This is a genomic window from Actinoplanes oblitus (assembly GCF_030252345.1).
GTDB classification, from domain to species: domain Bacteria; phylum Actinomycetota; class Actinomycetes; order Mycobacteriales; family Micromonosporaceae; genus Actinoplanes; species Actinoplanes oblitus.
Genome location: NZ_CP126980.1, coordinates 9515183 through 9540385, shown reverse-complemented (window position 1 = coordinate 9540385; position 25203 = coordinate 9515183). Strand labels below are relative to the sequence as shown.

At 70.4% G+C, this 25203-nt stretch carries 21 protein-coding genes; 4 read left to right on the top strand and 17 right to left on the bottom strand.

What is annotated here, in order from left to right; genetic code table 11:
• Nucleotides 1-23 precede the first annotated feature (23 nt).
• Nucleotides 24-914: a helix-turn-helix domain-containing protein gene (locus Actob_RS42570; protein ID WP_284917608.1), complete on the top strand. Its 891-nt coding sequence runs from the start codon at nt 24-26 to the stop codon at nt 912-914.
• Between the two features lie 66 nt (nt 915-980).
• Here the strand turns inward: Actob_RS42570 and Actob_RS42565 are convergent, their stop codons facing one another.
• The gene (locus Actob_RS42565) at nt 981-1217 is read right to left on the bottom strand and encodes a DUF397 domain-containing protein (protein WP_014695100.1); all 237 of its coding nucleotides are present in this window, start codon (nt 1215-1217) and stop codon (nt 981-983) included.
• A gap of 626 nt (nt 1218-1843) precedes the next feature.
• On the opposite strand from Actob_RS42565, the gene Actob_RS42560 reads away from it, so the two are divergent.
• On the top strand, nt 1844-2092 hold the full coding sequence (locus Actob_RS42560) for a hypothetical protein (protein WP_284917607.1): 249 nt from the start codon (nt 1844-1846) through the stop codon (nt 2090-2092).
• Nucleotides 2093-3070: 978 nt separating this feature from the next.
• Here Actob_RS42560 and Actob_RS42555 read toward each other — a convergent pair.
• From Actob_RS42555 to Actob_RS42545, 3 genes are all read right to left on the bottom strand, one after another.
• The gene (locus Actob_RS42555; RefSeq protein ID WP_284917606.1) at nt 3071-3898 is read right to left on the bottom strand and encodes an SAM-dependent methyltransferase; all 828 of its coding nucleotides are present in this window, start codon (nt 3896-3898) and stop codon (nt 3071-3073) included.
• A 132-nt stretch (nt 3899-4030) separates the two neighbouring features.
• Nucleotides 4031-5620, bottom strand: a complete 1590-nt coding sequence (locus Actob_RS42550; RefSeq protein WP_284917605.1) for a GGDEF domain-containing protein — start codon at nt 5618-5620, stop codon at nt 4031-4033.
• Nucleotides 5621-5820: 200 nt separating this feature from the next.
• Entirely contained in the window at nt 5821-7398 is a 1578-nt protein-coding gene (locus tag Actob_RS42545; RefSeq protein WP_284917604.1) for an MDR family MFS transporter, read from the bottom strand.
• Between the two features lie 110 nt (nt 7399-7508).
• Here Actob_RS42545 and Actob_RS42540 point away from each other — a divergent pair, with 110 nt between their 5' ends.
• The gene (locus Actob_RS42540) at nt 7509-8117 is read left to right on the top strand and encodes a TetR/AcrR family transcriptional regulator (protein ID WP_284917603.1); all 609 of its coding nucleotides are present in this window, start codon (nt 7509-7511) and stop codon (nt 8115-8117) included.
• Between the two features lie 81 nt (nt 8118-8198).
• Here the strand turns inward: Actob_RS42540 and Actob_RS42535 are convergent, their stop codons facing one another.
• Together Actob_RS42535 and Actob_RS42530 are read right to left on the bottom strand one after the other, a co-directional pair.
• Nucleotides 8199-9665, bottom strand: a complete 1467-nt coding sequence (locus Actob_RS42535; protein ID WP_284917602.1) for a cellulose binding domain-containing protein — start codon at nt 9663-9665, stop codon at nt 8199-8201.
• 116 nt (nt 9666-9781) lie between these two features.
• Nucleotides 9782-10339: a TetR/AcrR family transcriptional regulator gene (locus tag Actob_RS42530; RefSeq protein WP_284917601.1), complete on the bottom strand. Its 558-nt coding sequence runs from the start codon at nt 10337-10339 to the stop codon at nt 9782-9784.
• Between the two features lie 89 nt (nt 10340-10428).
• Between Actob_RS42530 and Actob_RS42525 the strand changes: the two genes are divergently transcribed.
• Nucleotides 10429-11190, top strand: a complete 762-nt coding sequence (locus Actob_RS42525; RefSeq protein ID WP_284917600.1) for a dienelactone hydrolase family protein — start codon at nt 10429-10431, stop codon at nt 11188-11190.
• Nucleotides 11191-11354: 164 nt separating this feature from the next.
• On the opposite strand, the gene Actob_RS42520 is transcribed toward Actob_RS42525, so the two are convergent.
• From Actob_RS42520 to Actob_RS42470, 11 genes are all read right to left on the bottom strand, one after another.
• A complete protein-coding gene (locus tag Actob_RS42520; RefSeq protein WP_284917599.1) occupies nt 11355-11705 on the bottom strand; it encodes a hypothetical protein in 351 nt (116 codons plus the stop codon).
• A gap of 75 nt (nt 11706-11780) precedes the next feature.
• Nucleotides 11781-13409, bottom strand: a complete 1629-nt coding sequence (locus Actob_RS42515) for a polysaccharide deacetylase family protein (protein WP_284917598.1) — start codon at nt 13407-13409, stop codon at nt 11781-11783.
• The gene (wecB, locus tag Actob_RS42510) at nt 13409-14590 is read right to left on the bottom strand and encodes a non-hydrolyzing UDP-N-acetylglucosamine 2-epimerase (RefSeq protein WP_284917597.1); all 1182 of its coding nucleotides are present in this window, start codon (nt 14588-14590) and stop codon (nt 13409-13411) included. Before wecB ends, Actob_RS42515 begins: the two co-directional genes overlap by 1 nt.
• 62 nt (nt 14591-14652) lie before the next feature.
• On the bottom strand, nt 14653-15984 hold the full coding sequence (locus tag Actob_RS42505) for a glycosyltransferase family 2 protein (protein WP_284917596.1): 1332 nt from the start codon (nt 15982-15984) through the stop codon (nt 14653-14655).
• A gap of 343 nt (nt 15985-16327) precedes the next feature.
• Nucleotides 16328-17107: a hypothetical protein gene (locus Actob_RS44230; RefSeq protein WP_284917595.1), complete on the bottom strand. Its 780-nt coding sequence runs from the start codon at nt 17105-17107 to the stop codon at nt 16328-16330.
• Nucleotides 17108-17225: 118 nt separating this feature from the next.
• Nucleotides 17226-17852 (bottom strand): GTP-binding protein, encoded by a 627-nt coding sequence (locus Actob_RS42495; protein ID WP_185038245.1) that lies wholly within the window; start codon nt 17850-17852, stop codon nt 17226-17228.
• Entirely contained in the window at nt 17830-18297 is a 468-nt protein-coding gene (locus Actob_RS42490; protein WP_284917594.1) for a DUF742 domain-containing protein, read from the bottom strand. Before Actob_RS42490 ends, Actob_RS42495 begins: the two co-directional genes overlap by 23 nt.
• Nucleotides 18294-18740, bottom strand: a complete 447-nt coding sequence (locus Actob_RS42485; protein WP_089295051.1) for a roadblock/LC7 domain-containing protein — start codon at nt 18738-18740, stop codon at nt 18294-18296. Before Actob_RS42485 ends, Actob_RS42490 begins: the two co-directional genes overlap by 4 nt.
• On the bottom strand, nt 18737-21994 hold the full coding sequence (locus tag Actob_RS42480) for an ATP-binding protein (protein ID WP_284917593.1): 3258 nt from the start codon (nt 21992-21994) through the stop codon (nt 18737-18739). The genes Actob_RS42485 and Actob_RS42480 overlap by 4 nt, the downstream gene beginning before the upstream one ends.
• On the bottom strand, nt 21981-23057 hold the full coding sequence (locus Actob_RS42475) for a hypothetical protein (protein ID WP_284917592.1): 1077 nt from the start codon (nt 23055-23057) through the stop codon (nt 21981-21983). The genes Actob_RS42480 and Actob_RS42475 overlap by 14 nt, the downstream gene beginning before the upstream one ends.
• 465 nt (nt 23058-23522) lie before the next feature.
• Complete coding sequence (locus tag Actob_RS42470; RefSeq protein WP_284917591.1) at nt 23523-25193, bottom strand: DUF885 domain-containing protein; 1671 nt, start codon at nt 25191-25193, stop codon at nt 23523-23525.
• Nucleotides 25194-25203 lie beyond the last annotated feature (10 nt).

The following is a 25203-nucleotide window of genomic DNA, read 5'->3' as shown; positions in this document are numbered from 1 at the left end:
ACGACGCGGCGACGAGGAGTCAGGTGAGCGCGGGTACGCAGGAGGAGGCGCCAGGCGGCGGCCCAACCGTGCTGCGCATTCTGCTCGGCTCCCAGCTCCGGAAGCTGCGGGAGACGAGAGGGATCACCCGGGATGCGGCCGGTTACGAGATCCGCGCCTCGGGCTCGAAGATCAGCCGGATGGAGCTGGGCCGGGTCAGCTTCAAGGAACGCGACGTCGCGGACCTGTTGACCTTGTACGGCGTGGGCGACAAGGCCGAGCGCGAGGCGCTGCTCAGCCTCGCCCGCCAGGCGAACAGCCCCGGCTGGTGGCAGCAGCTGAACGACGTTCTGCCGAACTGGTTCCAGGCGTACCTGGGGCTCGAGGCGGCCGCCACGCTGATCCGCACCTACGAGATCCAGTTCGTCCCGGGTCTGCTCCAGACGCCGGAGTACGCGCGGGCCGTGATCATGCTGGGGCACGCCGGTGCGAGTTCCGACGAGATCGACCGGCGGGTCGAGGTGCGCAAGCAACGGCAGCAGATTCTCACCCGTTCGGGTGGGCCGCAGCTGTGGGCGGTGATCGACGAGGCGGTGCTGCGCCGGCCGATCGGCGGTGTCGAGGTGATGCGCGCGCAGATCGAGGCGCTCATCGAGGCGTCGAAGCTGCCGAGCGTGCGGTTGCAGATCATTCCGTTCACCGCGGGCGGGCACGCCGCGGCCGGTGGCCCGTTCTCGATCCTGCGCTTCCCCGAGCCGGAGCTGCCCGACGTGGTCTACGTCGAGCAGCTCACCAGTGCCATCTACCTCGACAAGCGCGAGGACGTGGATCAGTACGCGATGGCGATGGAGCGCGTCTGCATCGACGCGGACCCGCCGAACCACACCCCGGAGATCCTGGGGAAGCTGCTGCACGAGGTCGGCCGCCCGATCTGAATCGGACATGCCAGGGGTCCGGCCGGAGCATCACTCCCGGCCGGACCGATTTCGTGTACGCGGCCCTCAGGCCACCAGATTGTCGAAGTCCCCGTCCCGAACCCCACCCAGGAACGCCTCGATCTCGGCGCGGGTGTAGATGAGCGCGGCACCCTCCGGGTCGCGGGAGTTGCGCACGGCGACGTCGCCGCCGGGCAGGACGGCGCACTCCACACAGTTGCCACTCGGGTTGCTGCGACGGCTCTTCTGCCAGGTCACGCCCTGCAGCTGACCGGCTGGCATGCCGTTGACCACGTAGGTCATTCCAAGCTCCCTTGGTCTGCCCGGATCGCTGTTCGACCCGGGGTGGTGATCCCCCTGTGCCAAATCGCTTGACGATGCAAATGCACGTGCATCTGGCCTTGCGTAGTACCGGGATTCTGAGCATGATAACGCACAAGACATCCGAAGAAGGGTCACTCAGGGTGACATCTTTGGGTGACTGGCCGGTCGCGGAGCGACGTCTGCGGCCTCGACGCGAGGCTCCCTGGCGGGGGCGTCCGAGCGAGAGGTGACGAGTATGTCGGTACCCAACATCGGTCCAGAACATCCCGATCCGGGAGATCCCGGCGCGGCTGACAGCCCGCGCCGGGGTAACCCGCCGCCGGTCTACCGGGACGTGGCGATCACCGATGACGTGGTCGCCGCTTCCAGCCGGGCCAGCGCGGTCAGTCACCGGTTCGGCGGTGTTCGTTACGCACTGAGTCGGCCCGACGGAGCCAGTACCGCCGAGCCACCGGCTGAGGAGGATGAGTCCGACGCGCGCGAGTGAACTCGTTCGTTGTCACGGGCACCGGTCCGTGGGGCATCCGCACGCCCGCTCGCGGTGGATGGCCTCGGCGCCACGCGTCCGTGACGATCGGCTACGGCCGAGCCGGCCACGCTGGCCGGTGCACGAGTTCGCCGAGTCGGACTACTGCTACGGCATCGGCCCGCTCCGGTTGCGAGTGGTCCGGGTCGACTGGCACAAGCCGATCCCGCACGAGGGCGAGACCTGGCTCGGCGTCCGCGGGATCGTCGTCGATCCGGACGGCCGCGAGGGCACGGTCCGGGAGATCCTGATCCGCGCCGGCCGGCTGCCGGTCCCACCGGCCTGCAAGCGGCCACGACTTCGGGTGTTGCGAGATACGCCCGTCTGACGCCGGGTGGGTGGCCTGGTTCCCCGTGCTGGGCCACCCATCCGGTCCACCCTTGAGTGGGTCGATCGGGCGTCAATGGCGTTCGGAGGGTTCTCCGAGCGGTGTGTGAGTAAGTGCGCGGCCGTCGCTGGCGAGATCCGGCGGCGGCCGGGTCGTGGATTTGCCGGCCCCGCCGGGGCGGGAGGCGGGGCCGGCAAAGAAAATCCGTGCGGCTCGCTGGTGGATTGCTTCCGGTGGGCGCGAGGTCCGCTTCCGCATCGCGATTTCGGGTACGGGTGGAGCGGGGTTCTGTGGCTGGCCGGCGCGAGGTTGTGGCCGGAGCTGGGTGCGCTGGGCGGGTGCGGCTCGCCGGGGAGCGCCTCTTGCCGGGAAGCGTGGGGTGAGCCGCGGTGGCCGGGCTGGACTTCGGGACCGGGGTGCATTTCGGGACATGGCCGGATCGGGCCGGCCAGGCCGGTCTTGCCGAGGCCGCGCTCCTGGCCGACGCTCCTAGCCCACCCTCCCAGGGGGCCTTCCCTGGACAGTCTGGCGGATGGTGAGTGGTTCGGTGGGACAGGCTGTGGATGACGTGGTGGTGTGGATAACGCGGCGCTGGTGTTGAGTCCGCGAACGCGGCGGTGAGTCCGCGAACGCGGCGGTGGGTCCGTGATCGGGGCGGTGAGCCTGTGAACGGGGCGGCGAGTCCGCAAATAGGGCGGTCGGTCCGTGAACGCGGCGGTGAGTCCGTAAACAGGGCGGTAGGTCCGTGAACGCGTGGCAGTGAGCCTGCGAACAAAGCAGCCACCCCGCGGCCCGGGCCCGCGGCCACCGGCCGCCGGAAGAGAATCGGCCCCGCCCGGGCAGTGGGCGGGGCCGATCTTGGGGTGCACCTCAGGCGTTATGCGTGGAAAGAACCTGAGAGGGCACGACATGGGCCGTTCAGCGAGCCGGGACCCGACGACGGAGGCTCGCGGTTGAGGCGACGGCCAGCCTGCGGGCTCAGGGTTTGCGGGCGACCCCGGCCCAGTAATAAGCCGCTTTCGGATCGGTGGCGGGGGTGTCGGGCCGCCAGGCGGAGACCGGGACCAGGCCGGGCTCGAGCAGCTCCCAGTCGCCGAAGAAGCGGGCCACCGCCTCCTGGGTGCGGGCGACGAGCGTCATCCCGGCGCCGGTGGCGGCGGCGACCGCCTGGTTGACCTCGTCGGGATTGAAGTCGGCGGTCGGGTGGGTGATCGCCAGGCAGCTGCCGGACGGCATCGCGTCGCGCAGCTCGGCGACAGTGGCCCACGGGTCGTCCTCGTCGGCGAGGAGCATCAGGATCGCGATCAGGGTGAGGCCGACCGGCCGGGCCAGATCCAGGGTCTCCCGGAGCACCTTGTCGGTCAGGATCGAGCGGGGATCGCGGATGTCGGCGCTGATGTACTCGCTGCGACCCTGGGGGGAGCTGAGCATCAGGGCGCGGGCGTGGACCAGGACGATCGGGTCGTTGTCGACGTAGACCACCCGGGTCTCCGGGGCGATCAGCTGGGCGACCTCGTGCAGGTTGGGCCGGGTCGGGATGCCGGTGCCGACGTCCAGGAACTGCCGGATGCCTTCCTTTTCCACCAGGTCACGAGCGGCGCGGTGGACGAACTTGCGGTTCTCGCCGGCCATGTAGCGCATGCCGGGGATCGCCTGGATCATCGCCTCGCCGACGGCGCGGTCGACGGCGAAGTTGTCCTTGCCGCCGAGCCAGTAGTCATAGATGCGGGCGGAGTGCGGGACGTTGATGTTGACCCCGGGCGGAGCGACCTCGCTGGGTGCGGAGTTACCACTGCTCTGCTCCACGACCGCCTCCTCGCGCTGAAACCCCACCGTCGATCATCGACAGTTCGTCCAGCCTAGCCCCAAACGATTGATCGGCATCACCCCCGGATTCCGTGTTTCGTCACGGAGCGGCACGAGGGGGTGAGCGGCCCGCTAGGCGGCTGAGGCGTGCCCGACGCAGTCGTGTAGATCCGCTGCGGAGACCACGCGGTCACGTCCGCCGTGCTTGGCAGCGTACAGATGACCGTCCGCAGTGGACAGAAGGGGTGCCTGGGCGGACGCCGGGGCATCGGCCAGGCCGGCCACCCCGATGCTGACCGTCACCGGCAGGTGCCTGGTGATCGGCGCCCAGTGCTGGCCGCGAATGGCACGGCGGATGCCGTCGAGCAGCGCGTGGGCCCGCGGCAGCGTGGTGTCCGGCAGCACCACGAGGAACTCCTCGCCGCCCATCCGGGCCGCGAAACCCTCCGGGCAGGCGGCGGTCACCTCGCGGGCCAGCAGCTGGGCGACCCGGACCAGGACCTGGTCGCCGACGTCGTGCGAGAGCTGGTCGTTGATCTGCTTGAAGTGGTCCAGGTCGACCAGGGCCACGGTGAGCTCCGGGTCGGTGTGGATCAGGCTGGGCAGGCGCTCGTCAACATAACGCCTGTTGAGCAGGCCGGTGAGCGGATCGCGGCGGGCCTGCTCCCGGAACCGCTCGGCCTCCTGCCGCGCCTCGGCGGTCTCGAACATCGCCTGCCGGGTACGCGAGCGTGCCTCCCGCTGCAGCGACTGTTGCTGGTGGTGCACCTCGAAGAAGGTCTTGTGCGCCTCGAAGGCGGCCCGGAAGTCGCCCCGGGCCGCGTGCAGCTCGGCCTGCTCCTGGTGGACCCGGACCAGCGACTCCCCGAGATCGCGCTCGACGCACTGCCGGCGGGACTCGTCGAGGCTGTCCTGGGCGGCGGCGAACTCACCCAGGCCGCGCTGCGCCTGCGCCAGGGTGACCAGGTACTGCGCCATGTCGTTGGCGTCGTCCCACTTGCCCTCGGTGTGCCGTTCCAGGCAGAGGCGCATGGTCTCGGCGGCGGCCGCGTAGTGCCCGTTGCTGACCTGGATCGCCCCGATCGTGTCCAGGAACGCCGGCTCCAGCGGGATCCCCCACTCGGCGGACAGCTGCTGGAGGCGCTCGGTGACCTCCTCGGCGAGTGCCTGGTTGCCGAGACTGGCCTCGACGTAGGCGTAGTTGTTCAGCAGGCAGAGCAGGGCCGGCGAGCCGAGGTGCACGGCCAGCTCCTCGGCCTGCGCGTAACGGATCCGGGCGGCGTCCATGTCGCCGGCGAAGTAGAGCGCGTCGGCGAGCTTGGTGCGGTGCCAGACCCGCATGTGGTCGGTGGCGTCGTCGTCGAGCAGCTCGACGGCCAGGACGGCGTGCTCCAGGCCCTGCTCGGCGTCACCGAGGTGCAGGTGGATGGCGGACCAGACCAGGTGGGTGCGGGCCAGCAGCTGACGGGCGTCGTGCTCCATGGCCCACTGATGCACGTGCCAGATCTGCTCGGCGGCGGCCGTCACGTCTCCGGAGCGCATCCGCATGTTGATCTGGCAGAGCCGGGCGCGGGCGGCGATCAGCTCGTCGCCCAGGGCCAGGGCGGCGCGCTCGATCTCCAGCGTCCGGGCCAGCTCGGCCCGGGCATCCCAGGACCGCCGGTCCTCGATCTTGAGGAGGACAGCGGACAGCGTCTCGGCGTCCATCTCGCGCTCGTTCAACCCGGTGCTCCTCTCCGCAGCGGCCGGACAGATCGGTCGCGGCGTGCCGGGGATGAGGAAAACCGCGGCAGACCGGTGATCAGCTCTCCGTGATCCGAGGTTAGCGCTGCGTCAACGGAAGATTACGGATTCGTGGACGTGATCCCGGTCGCGAAAAAGGGGCGCCCCTGGACCGGGGCGCCCCTTTTCCGTCAGCGGTGTTACTTGCCGGCACCGGCCAGGGCCGGTTCCGGCTCCGTCGCGGTGCCCAGGTCGACAGTGCTGCGCAGCTTGGTCGGCTTCATCAGCAGGGCGGCGAGCACGCCGACCACCGCGATCCCCATCGAGATCAGGAAGATGTGGCCGGTCGCGTCGCCGTAGGAGACCCGCACGATGTGCTGGATGGCCGGCGGCAGGCTGCCCAGGTTGAGGGCGCTGACGTTCGAGTCGCCGGTGGCGTGCACGCCGAGGGCGGCGAGCTGGTCGGTCATCGAGTCGGCGACCCGGCGGGCCAGGACCGCGCCGAGCACCGAGACGCCGATGGTGCCGCCCAGCGAGCGGAAGAACGCCACCGTCGAGCTGGCCGCGCCGATGTCCCGGAGCGCCACGGTGTTCTGTACGGCCAGGACCAGGTTCTGCATCGACATGCCGACGCCCGCGCCGACCAGGAACATCGCGATGCCGATGTACCAGAGCGGGGTGTCGTGGTCGAGGACCGAGAGCCCGGCGAAGCCGAGCACCAGGATGATCGTGCCGGCCACCACGTACGGCTTGATGTTGCCGCTCTTGGTGATCAGCCGGCCGGCCACCGTCGAGGCGAAGGCCAGGCCGAACATCATCGGGATGGTGAGCAGGCCGGCCTCGGTCGGGCTGTAGCCGCGGCCGATCTGGAAGTACTGCCCGAGGAAGACCGAGCCGCCGAACATGGCCATGCCGACCGCGAGGCTGCCCAGGATGGACAGGGCGGTGGTGCGCTGGCGGACGATCGGCAGCGGGACCACCGGCTCGGCGGCCCGGGACTCGACGAACGTGGCCAGCGCGAGCAGGGCGACGCCGCCGCCGACCATGGCGAAGGTCTGCCAGGAGAGCCAGGCGAACGAGTCGTCGACGAACGAGACCCAGACCAGGATGACGCTGACGCCGGCCGCGATGAGGGTGGCGCCGAGGTAGTCGATCTTCACGTTGTCGCGGCGCAGGACCGGCAGGTGCAGGGTCTTCTGCAGCACCACCAGGGCGACGACCGCGATCGGGACGCCGACGAAGAAGCACCAGCGCCAGCCCAGCCAGGAGTCGACGATCACGCCACCGAGCAGCGGTCCGGCGACGGTGGCCAGGCCCATCACGCCGCCGAGGTAGCCGTTGTACCGGCCGCGCTCGCGGGGCGGGATCATCGCCGCGATGGCCACCTGGACCAGCGCCTGCACGCCGCCCATGCCGAGTCCCTGGAAGGCCCGGGCGGCGATCAGCTGCTCGGTGTTCTGGGTGAGGCCGGCCAGCATCGAGCCGAGCACGAACACCACGATCGATGCCTGCACGAGCAGCTTCTTGCTGTACAGGTCGGCGAGCTTGCCCCAGATCGGGGTGGACGCGGTGGCGGTGAGCAGGGTCGCGGTGACCACCCAGGTGTACTGGGTCTGCGAACCGTTGAGGTCGCCGATGATGGTCGGCAGCGCGGTGGAGACGATGGTCGAGCTGGACATCGCGACGAAGAGCACGAGCAGCAGGCCGGAGAGGGCCTCCAGGATCTCGCGGTGTGACATGGCTCCGGGTTCGCCGCGACTCGTGGTCGGAGTGCTCATCCGCGCTGCCCCTTTCGTATTGGTTGCTCAATACAACTATCGGCAGCGTTTGCCCGGTGGGCAAACTTTCTCACTGGGAAGTGATGTACGTCGCCGTTACCCTTCATCGCATGACCGACACCACCTCCGAGCCGGAGCCGGGGCTGCGCGAACGCAAGAAAGCGGCCACCCGGCAGGCGCTGCACGAGGCGGCCCTGCGGCTGGCGTTCGAGCATGGTCCGGACAAGGTGACGGTCGAGGCGATCGCGGACGAGGCGGGCGTCTCCCGGCGGACGTTCTCGAACTACTTCGCCAACAAGGAGGAGGCGCTCTTCTACGGCGACCTGCAGCGGATGCGGCAGCTGGCCGGGCTGGTCCGGCAACGACCGGCGAGCGAGTCGCCGTGGGCGGCGCTGAGCGCGGCGGCCGAGGTGTTCTACCGGGGGCTCGGCGATCTCGACCCGGAGTGGATGACCCGGAACCGGATGGTGCGCCGGCACCCGTCGCTGGCGGCCGCGCAGGTGCAGACGTTCGCCGCGCTGGAGCGGGAGATGGCCGCCGAGGTGGCGCTGCGGCTGGGCCCGGCCGATCCGCTCGGGCTGCGGTCCCAGCTGATCGCCGGGATGTTCCTGTCGGTGCTGCGGATCTCGCTCAACGTCTGGCTGGAGCGCCGCCCGGACATCGGTTACTGGGACCTGGCCGGCGAGTCGCTCGCCGAGGCCGGCCGCGGCTTCGCCTGACCTTCCCGATCAACACCGGATTTGGGTACGCCGTGAGCACGGCCCCGGGGACCGTGCTCACGGCGTACGCGAAATGGTTTGTCAGCCCTTGAAGCCGGCGAAGATCTTGGAGAACTCGAAGGCGGTCTGGCTGACGTTGGTGCACTGGAACAGCGCGCCCTGGCAGGCGTTCTTGTCCCGCTGCATCTCCCAGAAGGAGACGAAGCCGAGGTGGTTCGCGTTGGCGAACGCGACCAGGTCCTTGGCGTCGCTCTGGGTGAAGGTGCCGCTGTCGTCGTTCTTGCCGATCATCGGGGTGACGCCGACCATCTTGAAGGCCGCCGCGTCGGAGTTGCCGTAAAGCGCCTTGATCTGGTCCTTCGTGGACTTGACCGCCTGGATCGCCAGGTCACCGTAGTCCTGGGCGGAGCGGCCGTAGTCCATCGCCATGATGTTGACCAGGTCCAGGTCCACGCCGGCGTTCTTGGCCGACTTGACCACGTTCAGGCCGTCAGCGGTCAGGCCCTCCGGCAGCACCGGCAGGGTCAGCGAGATCTTCAGGCCCGGGTTCGCCTTCTGCAGCGCGGCGAGCGCCGTCGAGCGGCGGTCGATCGAGGCGGTGTCGGCCGAGGCCGCACCCTCGATGTCCAGGTCGATGTACTTCAGGTCGTAGGCGTCGACAACCGCCTGGTACTCGGCCTGCAGGGCGGTGGCCGAGGTGCAGGCCTGGGCGAGCTCGACGCCCGTCGCGCCGCCGAAGGAGACCTTCACGTCGCCGCCGGCCGCGCGGATCGCACCGATCTGGTCGGCGAACTGCTTCTGCCGCGGGTCGAACGCGCCGAACCAGCTGGCCTTGCAGCCGGAGGCGGTGACGAACGCCAGGCTGAACGACTTGACGTTGCCACCGTCGGCCAGCGAGGCGAGCGTGCCGCCGTTGGACAGCACACCCATGTCGACGTACGGGGCGACCAGCACGCCGCCGCCCGAGCCGGAGCCGCTGGTCGAGGTGGCCGTCGCGGTCGGTGCGGCGGTCGTGGTGCGGGTGGCGGTCGGCGCGGCCGTCGCGGTCTTCGTCGCGGTCGCCGTGGCGGTCGCGGTGGGCTTGGTGGTCGGCGGCTTGGTGGCCGTCGCGGTGGCGGTGGGTGCCGCTGTCGCGCCGCCGGCGGTGCAGGACACGCCGTTGATGGTGCAGCTCGTCGGGTCGCCCTTGCCGTTGACCACGAAGCCGAAGGAGATCGAGCCGCCGGCCGGGATGGTGCCGTTCCACGCGGCGTTCTTCGCCGTCTCGGTGCTGCCGGCGGTGGTCACCGTGGCATCCCACGACGTGCTCAGCTTCGCGGTGCTCGGCAGGCCGAAGACCAGCTCCCAGCCGTTCACCTCGGCGCTCGAGCCGTTCTTGATCGTGTAGTGCGCCTGGTATCCGGCGCCCCAGTCGCTGTCCTTGGCGAACGAGGCGCTCAGGCCGCCGGTCTCGCCGGTGGTGGCAGCGACCGCCGCGCCGATGCCGCCGCCGACCGCGAGCACCGCGGCGGACGAGTAGATGGCGAGCCGCAGACGGCTGCGTTGCATGGGAGGCTCCGATCAATCACCGGGAACGGGACGTCAGCGATTGTTCGTCGAAGCCGTCTTAAGGGTCTCCGGCGCAAGCCTTAAACATCCTTAAAAGCCGCACCGTGACCGGCCGGTTACCGAGTCGCCAGACCGCCCAGGAGCAGGGACAACTGACGGCGCCAGGCGTTCGGGTCGGTGGCGTGCCGGTTGACCCCGGCGTTCGCCATCATCACCAGCCAGAGGTCGTGCCGGGTGAAGTCGCCGCGCAGCCGGCCGGCCCGCTGCGCCCGGAGCAGCACGTCCACCGCGCGCTGCTGGGCGGCGGCCCGCAGCGCGGACAGCCGCTCGTCGTCGTCGAAGGCGCTGGTGACCAGCAGCTCGGCCAGACCCCGGTCGGTCGCCTGCAGCTCGCAGACCCGGGTCAGGTAGCCGACGAACGCGGCCCACGGGTCGGGGTGCTCCAGCGCCTGGTCGGCGAGGCGGACCGCGGCCGTCATGTGGGCGGCGAAGACCTCGGCGATCAGGTGCCGGCGGCTGGGGAAGCGGCGGTAGAGGGTGGCGTTGCCGACCCCGGCACGCCGGGCGATCTCGTCCAGCGACGCGTCCAGGCCCTGCTCCGCGAAGACCTCGCGGGCTGCGGTGAGCAGGGCCGCTCGATTTCGGCGGGCATCCGCACGCAGCCGGGTGGCCATGCGGATGAGAATACGACGTTCCGGCGGCAAAACCGTCAGCCGATGCTAGGGTCGCCCCGATCATGACGAATGGGGCAGAGGAGACGGAGATGCGGCAGGCTTCGGTCGATGTACCGGCCGCGGACGGGACGGCCGACGCGTACCTCGTGACGCCGGACGGGCCCGGGCCGTACCCCGGGATCCTGATGTTCATGGACGCCTTCGGCCTCCGGCCGCGACTGCGCGAGATGGCCGACCGGATCGCCGAGCGGGGGTACGCGGTCCTGGTCCCCAACATCCTGTACCGCAGCCGGCGCAGCCCGCTGGTGGAGCCGGACGAGCTGATCGACGCGGACAAGCGCGGCGCGGCGTTCGGCCGGCTGATGCCGATGATGCAGGCGCTCACCCCGCCGCGGCTGATCGCCGACACCGCCGCTTACCTGGACTTTCTGGCCGCTCAGGAGGGCGTGGCGGCCGGACCGGCCGGGATCGTCGGCTACTGCATGGGCGGGCGGAACGCCCTGATCGCGATCTCCGCGCTGCCGGACCGGCTCGCGGTGCTGGCCAGCTTCCACGCCGGCCGGGTGGTGGCCGACGGCCCGGACAGCCCGCACCGGGGGGTCGGCGCGATCACCGGCGAGGTCTATTTCGGACACGCGGACAATGACGGGTCGATGACGCCGGAGCACATCGCGACGCTGGAGAGTGCGTTGCGCGAGGCCGGGGTGACCTATACGTCGGAGCTGTACGAGGGAGCGCCGCACGGGTTCACCATGTCCGATACGGCGATGTATCACGAGGGGGCCGAGCGGCGGCACTGGGAGGCGCTGTTCGCGCTGCTCGAGCGGGCGTTGCCGACCCCCGCCGGCTAGCCATCACGGGGCGGCGAGTCAGGACCTTGCGGCTGGTGCTCAGGGTGGTGTCGGCGCCCTGGATGCCACCGTCGCGGCCAGCCGGGTTCTTGCGGCTGGTGCTCAGGGTGGTGTCGGCGCCCCGGATACCACCGTCACGGCCAGCCGAGACTGATCTTGACGGGCTAGTTGGCGTAGAGGCCGGGGAAGTAGCGGTCGATGGCGGTGGTGTCGTAGACGTGGCGGACCTCGGTGATGGTGTCGTTCTCGACGGCGAGGAACTCGACCAGCCGGGCGGTGCCGAACGGGGCGACCAGGTCGTAGACCACAGCGGCGCCGTCCAGCGCGTCGGTGCGGGCGGCCACCTCGACGCGGTCCGCGAAGGCGGCGATCCGGTGCAGCACCTGCAGCAGTTCCTCGTCGTCGACCGGGGCGTCCAGGTTCCACTCGGTCTCGACGTCGGGGGTGAGCACCTTGCGGGCCGCGGCCGGGTCGTCCGAGGTCCAGGACCGCACCCAGAAGTCCACTACGTCCACGTTCGTCTCCTCCGTGATGGTACGCCGGAGGCCGCCGCCCGACCCCGGGCGGCGGCCTCGCGAAATGTCGGCTGATCAGCCGTTGAGCATGGTCTCGGCACTCACGAAGGAGTAGCCGAGGCCCTTGATCCCGCCGATCAGGTCCGTCAGGTGATCGGTGCCGAGGTAGGCGTGGTAGAAGCAGCTCGCCACGCCGTCCCGGACCACCAGGTTGCGTTCGGCCGACGCGACGATGTCGGCGGGCAGCCGGACCGGGTGGTTGTTGAACGGCTCGGTCTCCACGTTGCCGATGTTCTCCGGCACCACCACCGAGCCGTACACGTCGCGCACCGTGTACGGGAAGAACTGCCCGAACTGGCGGGGGAAGTCGTACCTGCCGCCGGTCAGCACGCCGGGGAAGTACAGGCCCCGGTCGTACCGCTTGCCGAACAGGGTGTGCACCGCCTGGTAGTCGATCGGGCTGGCCGCGTAGTGCGGGAACTCGAAGATCTTCGGAGCGCCCAGGCCGGTGGCCACGAAGATGGCACCGGACGCGATCATCCGGGCGGTGGCCCAGGCCGCGGAGTCCTCGGCCACCGGCCCGTCGTAGATCACGCTGTCGTTCGCGTCGACGTGTGCCCGGAAGAACTCGAAGTCGTTCGCGCTCACCCCGTCGTACGGGTTCGCCACCGAGCCGTACTGGTGGGTGTACCCGTGCATGACCAGCGTGCCGCCCTTGGCCTGCATGTACTTGAGCGCGGCGACCACCTTCGGCCGGGCCGCCAGGGTGTAGTCCTGCGCCTTGCCGTCGTTCTGGGTGCCCTTCGGATCCCGGAAGCGCGGATAGACGGCGACGCTGAACGGCACCTTCTCCGCCGCCAGGAAGTCGGCGACCGCCTTGAGCTGCTCCGGGTCGGCGTCCGGTCCGACGTCCTCGATCCGGATCAGGGCACGGTGCCGCTCCGGCGCGGTGCTGCCCACGGCGTCGAACATCAGGTCCGCGAAGATCAGGTAGCGGTCGTCGTGGGTGACGTAGGAGAACGGGATCTCGCCGATGTAGGTGAGGTTCCCCGACCTCACCGCCCACGGGAAGCCGGTGCTGTCCGCGCGGACCGCGGTGGCCAGCGTGCGCACCTTGGTGGTGTCGCTGATCGGCAGGTTCATGATGCCGGCCCGGTTGTCGCTGCTCCGGGTCAGCTTCCGGCCCTTGTAACCGACCTCGGTCACCTCGGCCAGGTCGAAGGTGCCGCTGGCGAAGCCGTACCGGTCGGTGAAGCCGGCCTTCGCGGCCAGCTGCCAGATGTTGTCGTAGACCCAGGTCACCGGCTTGGTGGTGGCCAGCACGTCGGTCAGGAACGCGTCCGGCAGTGGCTCGTCGTAGGTCGAGCCCAGGTAGATCACCGCGGTGTACGCGTTCAGGTCGCCGGCCTTGTACCGGCCCACCGGCGCGGCCGCCCAGCTGCCGAAGTGCGAGGCCAGGTTCGCCGTCTGGGTGGCGTAGACCTCGCCGAGCCAGCCGTAGTCGCCGGTGGTGTCGTACAGGATCAGGGTCTTGGCCGAGCCGGCGCCGGGTGCGGCCTTGCCGGTCCGGGTGGTCAGCGTGCTGATGACCGGCAGGGGCACGGAGGCGTCGGCCTCCACGGTGTTCAGCCCGACAGCGGCGGCGACGGCAGCCGCCCCGCCACCGGCGAGCAGGGTGCGTCGGGTGACCTTCGAGGTGCGCATCAGGCGACGGCTCCGATCTCGGCGGACTGCTGGACGGGCATGGCTTCGGGTGCGGGGGCGAGGCCGAGCAGGGCGGCGGTCGCCTGGGCGGTGCGCTGGGCGGCGCGGCCGTCACCGTACGGATTGCCGCCGGCGGTCATCGCGTCCCGGCGGATCCGGCTGTCCAGCAGCGCGGACGCCTCCGTGACGATCATGTCGGGGTCGGAGCCGACCAGCTTGGCGCAGCCGGCGTGCAGCGACTCGACGCGCTCGGTGACGTCCCGCAGCACCAGGGCCGGGACGCCGAACGACGGCGCCTCCTCCTGGATCCCGCCCGAGTCGGTGAGCACCAGGTAGGCCTCGGAGAGCAGCCGGGCCAGGTCCGGGTAGGGCAGCGGATCGGTGACGGTGACCCGCTCCACCCCGGCCAGCGCCGCGTCCACCTGCGCGCGGACCGCTGGGTTGGGGTGGCTGGGCAGCACCACGTCGATGTCCGGGTACCTGGCGATCAGCTCCTTGACGGCGCCCAGGATCCGGTCCAGCGGCTCACCCCAGGACTCCCGGCGGTGCGCGGTGACCAGCACGAGACGGCCGGTGGCCGCGGCCCGCGCGTCGGCGACGGCGAGATTTTCGTACGGCAACCTGCGCGCCGCCACCGACAGCGTCGCGTCCACCACCGTGTTACCGGTGACCAGCACGTCGCTCGCCGGGATCTTCTCGTCCAGCAGGTTCATCGCGGCCAGCGGCGTCGGCGCCAGGTGCAGCGCGGCCACCTGGGCGACCAGCCGTCGGTTGCCCTCCTCGGGGAACGGCGAGTCGAGGTCACCGGAGCGCAACCCGGCCTCCAGGTGCACGACCGGGATCCGCCGCCAGAACGCGGCCAGCGCACCGGCCAGGCTGGTGGTGGTGTCGCCCTGGACGATCACGGCGGCCGGGGTGCGTACCGACCACAGCTCGTCGAGCTGCTGGATCATGGCGGTGAGCAGCTCGGCCTGGGTGCCGGAGGCGCGCTCCACGGTGAGGGTGATGTCCGGCTCCAGGCCGAACGCGGCGAGGGCCTGGGTGACCATGGTCGGGTGCTGGCCGCTGGCCAGCAGGATCGGCTCGAGCAGACCGGCCTCGCGGAAGGCGATGGCGACCGGGGCGAGCTTGACGGCTTCCGGCCGGGTGCCGCCGATGAGGTGGACTTCGCGAAGGGACAAGGGGGAGCCTTCCTTCACACCAGGGAGAGGGGCGGAGCAGGGGGTGGAGCGTGCCCGCGGGATCAGGCGGTCTGCAGGACCAGCGGCTCCTCGACGAGCCGTTCGGTCTTGGCCCAGGCCTGCTGGCCGGTCAGCTGCCGGCCCAGCGCCCGGTAGGTGGCGGTCAGGCCGAGGAGCAGGAAGGCCGGGTAGGCCAGGGCGGCGAGCAGCATCCGGCCCGTCGACTCGTCCCCGCGCTTGACCCGGTGCACGAGCACCCAGACCAGACCCGGGAACGTGGTCACCACCACCCAGACGCCGAGGCTCAGGGCGAGGTGCCACCAGGTGGGCAGAATCGGCAGCGGATGCCCGATCATGAGGCCCAGCGCGCCCAGAGTTCCGGTCAGCGAGAGCAGCACCGCGACGATCGCGTTGGCCCACGGCGAGACCAGGTAGTGCAGGATCTCCACCAGCGAGCCGCGGGTGATGTTGCCGGAGGAGAAGAGCGAGCCGAGGTAGCGCGCGCACTGCAGGTTGCCCTGCGCCCAGCGGGTGCGCTGCCGGGTGAGCCGCTTGATGTCCACCACCGCCTGCTGGGTGACCGAGGCGCGCGAGGTGTAGCGGATCGACACGCCCTGCAGGTGCATCCGCAGGCCCAGCTCCATGTCCTCGACCAGGCAGCTCGACCACGGGGCGCTGCCCAGGGCGATCAGCGTGGAGAGCCGGCTGAACTGGCCGTTGCCGCCGAGGCCCACGGTGTTCAGCGCGTCCCGCATGTTCTGGCAGGCGTCCACGATCGCGCCGAACTCCAGGTCCTGCACCGCGCCGAGCAGCTTGTTGCGGTTGCGGATCCGGACCTGCACCTGGACCGCGCCGACCCGGGTGTCGCCCATCAGCCGGCCGACCTCGACCAGGATGTTGTCGCTGCCCTGGCCGTCGCCGTCGATGATGCCGAGCACCACCCGGCCGGCCGGGATGCCCTGCTCGGCGGAGAGCCGGGCGATGTAGCGGTAGGCGGCGTTCAGCGCCTCGCCCTTGCCCTGCCGGGCCTCGGGCAGCTCGCGGCGCATCACGTGCAGGCGGGGGTGGTCGATGGCGGCCAGGACCTCGGGCGTCCGGTCGTCCGAGCCGTCGTCGACGACCAGGACCCGGGCCAGCGTGCCGGCGGCGCCGCGCAGGCCCAGCGCCGCGTTCACGGTGTTGGCGACCACGGCCTCCTCGTTGAGCGCCGGCACGATGATCCAGAAGTGCTCGGGCTTGCCGTCGCCGCTGGCCAGGGCCTTGTTGACGACCCGCGCACGGTGCGTGCCGACGTAGCGGACCGCGAACCAGACCAGGATCACCGTGGAGAGCGGCCAGGCCAGCAGGACCGCATAGCCGGTTACCGCGAGGAGCCACCCGTCCGATGCCGACATCGCATCCCCCCAATCCTGTCACTGTTGGTGAGATTCCAGGAGCTTGATGACCCACGCTCTTGGACGTAATAGGACATTACGGCGCTACTCAGCGTCATCCAAGGAATGCGGTCCGGGCGGCTGTGTGAACCGGCCGAAAGGGCCATGTCAGACAACTCAGACGGCTCGGACCCGGCGAAACCCGGCGCGGATTGCCCGTTTCGGCAGGGTCGGAAGTGAATTCCTGGGGTGATCAGGAGACTGCGGAGAGTAGTTGACGCGGCGTGGCGGAGCGATTACAGAACGTGCTCATGGCGTACGAAAAAGCGGCCGCCGTAAGCGACCGCTTTCCGTGCCCGATGGGCTAAGCCTGGGTGTCGTCGAGCAGGGTGGGGTTGTCCCGCAACATCGCGGCGAGGCGGCGGGCGGCCAGCTCGGTCTCCTCCGCCGGGCCGGCCTGGAACGGGACCGGCTCCTGGTACGGCAGCTGCACCGGCTCCTGGAACGTTGGCTCCTGGAACGCGGGCTCATGGAACACCGGCTCCTGGAACGCGGGCTCATGGAACACCGGCTCCTGGAACGCGGGCTCATGGAACACCGGCTCCTGGAACGCGGGCTCGTGGAACACCGGCTCGTGGAGCGCGGCCGGCTCGGCGTGCGACGCGGGGGGAGTGAACGGGGGCACCGGCGGCGGCGCATAGGCGGCCGGCGGCGGGGGCGGGGACTGCGGCGCCACGAACGGCCGCTCCGCGGCGGGCGGCCCGGCGTAGTCGTAGTCCGTGGGGCCGAACCGGTCCTGGTCGTCGTGGCTGCCGCGCGGTGGTGGCTCCGGATCCTCGACGTGGATCTCGAAGTCGGCGTGCATCCGGCCCGGCGCCGCCGCCGGCGGCCGGTCGGCCGACGGGCGGTCCGCCCTGACCTGCACCGTGCCGCCGGCGAAGGCGAACTGGAGCAGCACCGGGTCGCCGACACCCTCGACCCCGACCGTGACGGCCAGGCTCGGATGCTTGGCGACCACCGCGGCGATCGCCTCGACCAGCTCGGTCACGGCGGGAGGTGTCGCCGGACTCTCACCGGTCGCGCGCCGCCGCAGCTCGTCGCGACGAGCAAGCTTGTCGAGCGCGTCGTCCAGTCCGCCTCGCACGGTCACCGTCCTCTTCGTTCGCGCGGCCGCCCGGTACCCCACTGTGCCCTCCCACGGGCACGTTTGGGAATGCCTGTGAACCGGGCGACTCGCCGCACACCCTATGACGGGATACGGATCAGGCCTTCATCCGGATCGCCTTGTCCAGCGCCTGATCGAGAACGACCAGCAGGGCGTCCCGGACGGACGCGCGGAACCGGGCGTCGTACGAGATGACCGGGACGTCCTCGCGGACCGCGAGCGCCCAGCGCACCTCGTCGAGGCTGTATCCCATCTGCCCGTTGAAGGTGTTGACACCGACCACGAACGGCAGACCGGCGCGCTCGAAGTAGTCGACCGCCGGGTAGCAGTCGTCGATGCGGTTGGTGTCCACCACGACCAGCGCGCCGAGGGCGCCCTTCACCAGGTCGTCCCACATGAAGGCGAACCGGGTCTGGCCCGGCGTGCCGAAGATGTAGAGCTTCAGCGTCTGATCGATGGTCAGGACGCCGAAGTCCATCGCGATGGTGGTGGTGGTCTTCGTGGTGGCCTGGCCGACGTTGTCGATGCCGATCGACTCCGAGGTCATCTCGGCCTCGGTGGTCAGCGGCGAGATCTCCGAGATGGCGCCGACGGTCGTCGTCTTGCCCACCCCGAAGCCGCCGGCCACGATGATCTTGACCGGAACCGGCGCCTTCTTGGGCGCGGGCGCGCCGGGTATGCGCGCGGTGCCGACGACGCGGTTAGCTGATGGATCGAAGTCCACGGATCACTCGCATGATGGTCTCGGGGTCAGGGGTGTCGTTTTCGCGCCCTTGCACGTCCACCTGGCCGGCGGCCCGCAGGTCACCGACGAGAATCTGGCAGACGCCCAGGTGCAGGCGAAGGCGTGCGGAGATCTCGGCTACCGAAATCGGGCTCTCCTCGAGGAGAGACACGATCGCCCTGGTTTCCGGTGAGAGCCGGGACGGCGGCGCGCCATGCACCACCGCCACCTGAGTCTCCATACCGATGTCGGGATCGCCTCCATCGGTGCGGCCCGCCGTGATGACGAACGGGCGCAGAGTGTTGGACTGTCCTTGCTCGACCGGCGGCTGTTCCCCGGTAGGGGTGTAACCACCGGCCGAGTGCTTGGGACCGGATTGCAGGAAGGGCCGGACTCCGGAGCGCGCCGGAGGTACCGGTTCGTCGGCGGGGTCCGGGTACGTCATTGCTGGACGGCGTTCTTCAGCTCGGCGATCAGGCGCGGGCTCAGGGCGCCACCGGCCCGGGTGGCGAAGAGCGTCATCTCGTACGCCAGGGTGCCCAGGTTCGCGGTCCGGTCGGCGATCACGCCGAGCACCGAGCCGGCGCTGATCGCGGTGACCAGCAGGTAGCCGTCGGCCATGTCGATGATGACCCGGTTCAGGGCGCCCAGCCGGTACCAGCTCGCGGCGCCGCCGGCCAGGCTGGTGAGACCGGAGACGACGGCCGCGAGACGCTCGGCGTTCGGCCGGTCCTTGATCGCGGACATGGCCATCAGGAGGCCGTCCGAGGAGACCGCGATGGCTTCGATCACGCCCGCTGTTCCGGACGTGAAGGAGTCCAGCAGCCAGTTGAAGGTTTTGGCTTCGGCGCTGAGCTGACTTTGCGCGGTGGGGTATGGGGAAGTCATCGCGGTTGTCCCTCGGGTTGTGGCTGAGTTTCATTCAGTGCGAGTGCGACGCCGTACTCGAACTGATCCATCAGGGCTCGGGCCTGCTCCGGATCCATCTGCACCGGCGCGGGCGGAAGGATCGGCTGGTGCGGCTCGTCACGCGGCAGGGTTGCCCCTGGCACGCGGCGAGTCAAGCCACCACCGTTGGACGGCGGGGGCGGCGGCGTCGCGGCGGGGGCGTCCCACTGCTGCGCCGGAGCCGGGTTGTTCCATTGCGGTGCGGCCTCGGGGGCCGGCGTGTTGTTCCACTGCGGTGCGGCCTCGGCGGCCGGGGCCGGCACGTTCCACTGCGGCGCGGGCAGGTCGGGCATCGAGGCCGGCATGGTCCACTGGCCGTTCACGAAGTCCGGGGCCGGCAGCGACGTGCTGGTCTCGTGAGCCCGGCTGACCCCTGCCTCGAACGCGTCGAAGGCGGCCCGGGCGGCCAGGGCGTCGTCCTGCGACGGCGCCGCGGCGTGCTGCTTCGGGCCGGTCTCCATGGGGAGCTGGCTGCCCGGCACCCGGCGGCGCAGCGGCTTGTTGCCGCCGTTCCGCGGGGTGACGACCGGCTCCGGAGCGGTCGGCTCCGGGGCCGGCGCCGAGTAGCCCGAGTTGCCGGCCGAAGCCATGGGTGCCTCCACGGCCGGGGCCGGGGTGTTCCAGACCGGCTCGGCCGGCTGCGGAGTGTTCCAGTGGTTCTCGGCCGGGGCCGGGGTGTTCCAGGTGCTCGTGCTCTCGGCCGGAGCCGGGGTGTTCCACTGCGACGCGGCCTCGGCAGCCGGGGCCGGCGCGTTCCACGAGGTCTCGGCCGGGGCCGGGACGTTCCAGGCGGTCTCGGACGGCTGCGGGGTGTTCCAGCCCGGTCCGGCCGGCAGGGCCGGCTCGTTGCCCCAGGCGGGCTGGCCGGCGGCCGGCAGCTCGGGCAGCGCGCTCGGCACCCGGCCGGCGACCGGGATGCCGCTGTTGTAGCTGAGCGACGGGACCGGCTCCTGGTACACCGGCTCCTGGTACGCGATCCCCGGCGAGTACACCGGCTCGGCGTCGTACACCGGCTGGCCGGCGTACGGGTCCTCGACGGCCGGCGCCGGCGCGCCGCCGAACGCGTTCCAGGACGGGACCGACTCCAGCGTCTGGGTGGCCCGGTTCAGCACGTTCGGGTCGAACGGCTGCTGGCTGCCCGGGACGGTACGAACCGCGGTGCTGGCGATCGCCACCTCGGCGGTGTTGCCCCGGAGGGCGCCGTTGGCCGGCACGGCCATCGGCTCGCGCTGCGCCGGGATCTGCGGCATCGCGGCCGGCGCCGGAACCGCCGGCGGCGGCTGCACCCCGGCCGGGGCCAGGCTCTCCACCCGGGCGATCAGGTGCTGCGGGCTGAGGTCGATCCAGGCCGTCAGACCGCCGTCCGGGGTGTCGGTGAGGGTCACCTCGATGCCGTGCCGGCGGGCCAGCCGGCCGACCACGAACAGGCCGAGCACCTCGGTGGGCGCCAGGTCCAGTCGCTCACGGCGGGTCAGCCGGGCGTTCTCCTCGGCCAGCCGCTCCGGTGCCAGACCGAGGCCGTGGTCGATGATCGCCAGGCGGGCGCCGCCACGCAGTTCCTCGGCCGAGACCGTGACGTTGGTGTGCGGCGGGGAGAACGTGGTGGCGTTCTCCAGCAGCTCGGCGAGGAGCAGGGTGAGGTCGGCCAGGACGGCCGGCACCACCACGATCTCCTCGGGCACCTCCACGTCGACACGGGTGTAGTCCTCGATCTCACCGAGGGCGAGACGGACGACGTCGGAGAGCGGCAGCGGCGCCATGTGCTCGTTCGAGCCGGCGCTACCGGAGAGCACGACCAGCGCGGACGCGTTCCGGCGCAGACGGCTGGACATGTGGTCCAGCCGGTACAGCTCGCGGAGGCGGTCGCTGTCGGTCTCCCGGCGCTCCAGGGAGTCGATCAGGGACAGCTGGCGGCCGACCAGGTTCTGCGTACGCCGGCCGACGTGCCCGAACATCTGGGCGACGTTACGGCGGCCGAGCACCTGGCGTTCCACCAGCCGGGCGGCGGTAGTCTGCACGCGGTCGAACGCGCGGGCCAGGTCACCGATCTCGTCCTGGGCCTCGACGTCGACCGGGTCCAGTCGGATCGGGCGGACCTGGGCCTCGGCCTCGTCGTCGGCGACGCGCTCGAGCTCGGCCTCGGCCGCGCGGGCGATCCGGTCGGCGGAGACGGTCAGACGGCGCAGCGGCCGGGCGACGGCGCGGGCCATGAAGATCGAGAGCGTGACCACCAGGATCAGCAGCAGCAGCGCGCCACCACCGACGAACAGGGCCTGCTGGATGGCGCTGGCGCGGTTGTCGTTCACCGCGACGTCCACGTCCTTCGCCACGCGCTTCTCGACGAAACCACCGAGCACCATGACGGAGTTCAGCGACGGGAACAGCGTCCTGATCCGGAGGCTGGTCAGCGCCTGGGCCGGGTTGGTCGCCAGCGAGGCGGTGAACTCCGGGCCCACCCGGGACTGGAACGCGTCCTGGGTGCTCAGGTAGAGCTTGTACTGGCCGTCGGTGAAGTACGGTTTCGACGACGTGATGATCGACTGGATCTCGCTGAACGTGTTGCTGAACAGCGTCAGCAGCAGCGGCGCGGAGGCCCGCGTCTTCGCGCTCGGCGCCCGGCTCACCGCGGCGGCGGTGGCCAGGTAACACGACGCCTGACTGATCAGGTCGTCGGAGCGCATCGCGCGCTCCAGCGCGAAGACCTGCTGGCCGACGCTGGTGGTCAGGTCGGCGTGGCTGGATAGCGCCAGACCGTCGATCATCGGCGTGATCACGTTGGTGAAGTCCTGGACCACGTCGGTCGGCTGGACCAGCTTGTTGAGCGCGTTCTGCCGGGTGGAGTTCAGCTTGGTGGCCAGCACGATCGACCGGCGCAGGGCCGGCGGCAGCTCCAGGTCGTCGTCGTTGAGCAGCTCGGCGACCTTGTCGGCGGCCTCGGCGCTCTGCACCACCAGGTCCGGCTCCTGGACCAGGCCCAGGAGGTAGCCCACCGTCAGCAGGCGCTCCTCCTGGAGCTCCAGGACCGCGGTACTCACCCGGGTGGCCAGCTGAACGGTGTCCGAGGTGTCCTGCGCGGTCGACGCCGCGGAGACACGGTTGTAGATGATCGGCACCGTCAGGGCGAGGACGCCCAGCAGCGGTACGAGCACCAACAGGGCGAGTTTGCCCAGGATGCGGAACTTAGCGAAGAGCACCGGTACGCTCCCGCCCGCCGCCGTAGTTGGGGATGTCGCCGTAGGTGGAGTCGTACGAGCCGGCCGACTGGACCGAGACGTCGCGGCTGCCCTCGCCCGGCTGCTGGGCCAGGGCGGCCCGCACCTCGCGAGCCCGGCCGCGGGTCCAGAAGGTGGCCACCACGATCAGCACGACGGCGACGCCGAACATGCCGTACGCCTCGATGCGCTTGTAGTTCAGGGTGTCCATCCGGTCGTCGAGCAGGCCGGCGATCTCCTTGAGCACCACGCCGGACAGCGCGCTCAGCGCGGTCTGCAGGGTGGACTGCGCGGTCACCAGGGTCGACGCGTTGGGTGCGCCGCCGCCCAGGTTGGCACCACGGTTGGCGGCCTCGATGCCACGGCGGAACGAGTCCAGGTTGCTCACCAGGTTGCCGCTGAGCGTGTCGCTGTTGGTGCTGTCGACCGCCTCCTGGAGGCTGTCGGTCACCTCGTCGACGCTGTCCTGCACCTGGAGCGCCTGGTAGCCGAACCGGACCGTCAGGAGCTGCTTCTGCGCCTTCTTGGCGCCGGCGGCCATGGCCGCGAGGTCGCTCATCCGGCTGACCGCGGTGACCGACTCCGGCATGCGGACGGTGACCGCCTCCTGGAGGAACCAGATGTCGTTGTCGTCGTCCTGGGCCAGCGTGGAGTTCTCGGCGACCAGGTCGTACATCTCGAGCGTCAGGTCGGCGACCTCGACGTGGGCCTCGAAGATCTGCTCCGCGGTACCGGTGACCTTGGGCAGCTTGGAGATCTTGTCCTTGAGGTCGGCCCAGCGGGTCTTGGTCTCCAGGTCGTCACCGAGACGCTCGTCGACACCCTGCACCCGGGACACGGCCGCGGTCACCGAGGCGGGCTCGGCGGCCACACCCTGCAGTGCCGAGGACTGCGACTCGGCGAGCGCGCTGACCAGCGTCGACAGGGCGGTCAGGTACTCCACGCCCTGTTGCTCGAGCGTGGTGTTGTCGCGCTGCTTGGAGTTCTCTTGCAGGACCCGCAGGAACAGGCCTGCGGCCGGCAGCAGGACCAGAGCCGTCAGCACCACCGCGAGGGCGGAGCGTAAACGGGTTCGCCGGCTGTTCACCGAGACTGACATTGCTTTCGTCCTCCGCCATGCACACACGCGATGGGCCATTGGGGGGCTACTGAACGTAGCCATGCGGGCGCACCGATCTGGGTCAATCTATCCGAGAAATCCTCAAGAAACCCCTTTCCAAGGGTCAGAGTTCGCTCGGCTGATCGGGGGATACGCAGCACTGCCGAACCCGCTGTACCAGCAGCGTGGGGGCGTCGGCGAAGTGGCACGTGCCGCGCAGATGGTATCCGTATCGTGGCGGAGACGTGAATATGAGTTCTACTTCGGATTCGTTACGTCTTGGGAGTGATCTGCCCCACGGAAAGTGGTCTGCCAATCACAGAAAGGCAGAAAGTCACCGAGCGTGGCCGGATCGCGACATAAAAGCAGGGTCTCTCCGTCCCGTTTTCGGCACGGAGAGACCCGATTGACTTAAATCCTGCTTAGTGCTTTGCGAAGCGGGTCAAGACCGAGAGAGCCCAGATTGAGCGCGTCGCGGTGGAATGTCTTGAGGTCGAAGTCACTGCCGCGACGCTGCTTCGCGTCGTCCCGCGCCTGCAGCCAGATCCGCTCGCCGACCTTGTACGACGGCGCCTGCCCCGGCCACCCCAGGTACCGCTTCCACTCGAACCGCAGCACGTCCTCCTGCATCCGGGTGTGTGCCCGCAGGAACTCCCAGCCCAGCTCGGGAGTCCACCGCTCACCCGGGTGGAAGCCGAACGGGTTGTCCTTCGGGATCTCCAGCTCGAGATGCATGCCGATGTCGACGATCACCCGCGCCGCGCGGAGCGCCTGGCCGTCCAGCATGCCGAGCCGGTCGCCCGGATCGGTGAGGTAGCCGAGCTCGTCCATCAGGCGCTCGGCGTACAGCGCCCAGCCCTCGCCGTGCCCGGAACACCAGGAGAGCAGCCGCTGCCAGCGGTTCAGCGTGCCGGCCCGGAGCAGCGTCTGGCTGACCTGCAGGTGATGGCCGGGCACCCCCTCGTGGTAGACGGTTGTCACCTCCCGCCAGGTGGAGAACGTCTCCTGACCCTCCGGCACCGCCCACCACATCCGGCCCGGCCGGGAGAAGTCCTCGCTCGGACCGGTGTAGTAGATGCCGCCGTCGCTGGTCGGGGTGAGGCAGCACTCCAGTTTCTGGGCCGGCGGCTCGATGTCGAAGTGGGTGCCGTTCAGCTCGCTGATCGCCCGGTCGGAGAGCGCCTGCATCCAGTCCCGGAACTGCTCCTTGCCGGGGATGTTGCGGGCCGGGTCGGCGTCCAGCGTGTCGACGGCCAGCCCGATCGAGGCACCCGGGCCGGCGATCACCGCCGAGACCGCGAGCATCTCCCGCTCCAGGCGGTGCAGCTCGGCGAATCCCCAGAGGTACGTCTCGTGCAGGTCCACCTTGGCGCCGAGGAAGTACTGCGAGGCCAGGGTGTACCGCTCCAGCCCGGCGGCCTCCTTGTCCCGGCCGCGCGGGGCCAGCTCGTCGCGCAGGAAACGCCCGAAGTCGGCGGTCGCGGCGGTCGCGGCGGCGGCGCCCCGGCTCAGCTCGGCGGCGAGCGCCCCGGACGCCGGCAACCGGCCGGCCAGCCCCGCGAAGAAGTTGTCCCGGCTCGGGTCGGTCCACGCGTCGCACTGCTCGGCGACCGCGACCAGCTGAGCCCGGGCGCTGATCACCCCGCGGTCGGCCCCCTCCAGCAGGGTGCGCCGGTACTGCTCGAGCGCGAGCGGCAGGCCGTTCAGCCGGGCCGCGATGTTGGCCACCGCTGTCTCGCCCTCGGTCGGCATCACGTCGAAGGCCATCCGCAGCCCGTGCAGGGCACTGGAGATCACGTTGATGTCGGTGGCCGCGTAACCGGCGTCGAACCGGGCCAGCTCCAGACCCAGCCGCTCCGCCATGGCGTCCTTGGCGACCTGCTCGGACTCGTGCTCGGGCTCCAGCCCGTCGAGTTCGTTGAGCGTACGGCGGACCAGCTCGGCCTGGGCCGCGAAGCCCTCCGGCGAGAGGTCGTCGGTCTTGTCGTCGTGACCCGAGATGCCGACGGCGGTGGCGCCGGTCGGGTTGAGCTCGGCCCATGCGTCGACGTATCGGTTCGCGAGTTCGTCAATTCGTCCCACGGCCCGACCC

Bases quoted from the DNA above. Each gene is read 5' to 3' on its own strand.
- Actob_RS42540 (WP_284917603.1), top strand. From the start codon at position 7,509: ATGACCGACACCACCTCCGAGCCGGAGCCGGGGCTGCGCGAACGCAAG.
- Actob_RS42515 (WP_284917598.1), bottom strand. From the start codon at position 13,409: ATGCGCACCTCGAAGGTCACCCGACGCACCCTGCTCGCCGGTGGCGGG.
- Actob_RS42565 (WP_014695100.1), bottom strand. From the start codon at position 1,217: ATGACCTACGTGGTCAACGGCATGCCAGCCGGTCAGCTGCAGGGCGTG.
- Actob_RS42535 (WP_284917602.1), bottom strand. From the start codon at position 9,665: ATGCAACGCAGCCGTCTGCGGCTCGCCATCTACTCGTCCGCCGCGGTG.
- Actob_RS42490 (WP_284917594.1), bottom strand. From the start codon at position 18,297: ATGACGTACCCGGACCCCGCCGACGAACCGGTACCTCCGGCGCGCTCC.
- Actob_RS42530 (WP_284917601.1), bottom strand. From the start codon at position 10,339: ATGGCCACCCGGCTGCGTGCGGATGCCCGCCGAAATCGAGCGGCCCTG.
- Actob_RS42505 (WP_284917596.1), bottom strand. From the start codon at position 15,984: ATGTCGGCATCGGACGGGTGGCTCCTCGCGGTAACCGGCTATGCGGTC.
- Actob_RS42545 (WP_284917604.1), bottom strand. From the start codon at position 7,398: ATGAGCACTCCGACCACGAGTCGCGGCGAACCCGGAGCCATGTCACAC.
- Actob_RS42485 (WP_089295051.1), bottom strand. From the start codon at position 18,740: ATGACTTCCCCATACCCCACCGCGCAAAGTCAGCTCAGCGCCGAAGCC.
- Actob_RS42525 (WP_284917600.1), top strand. From the start codon at position 10,429: ATGCGGCAGGCTTCGGTCGATGTACCGGCCGCGGACGGGACGGCCGAC.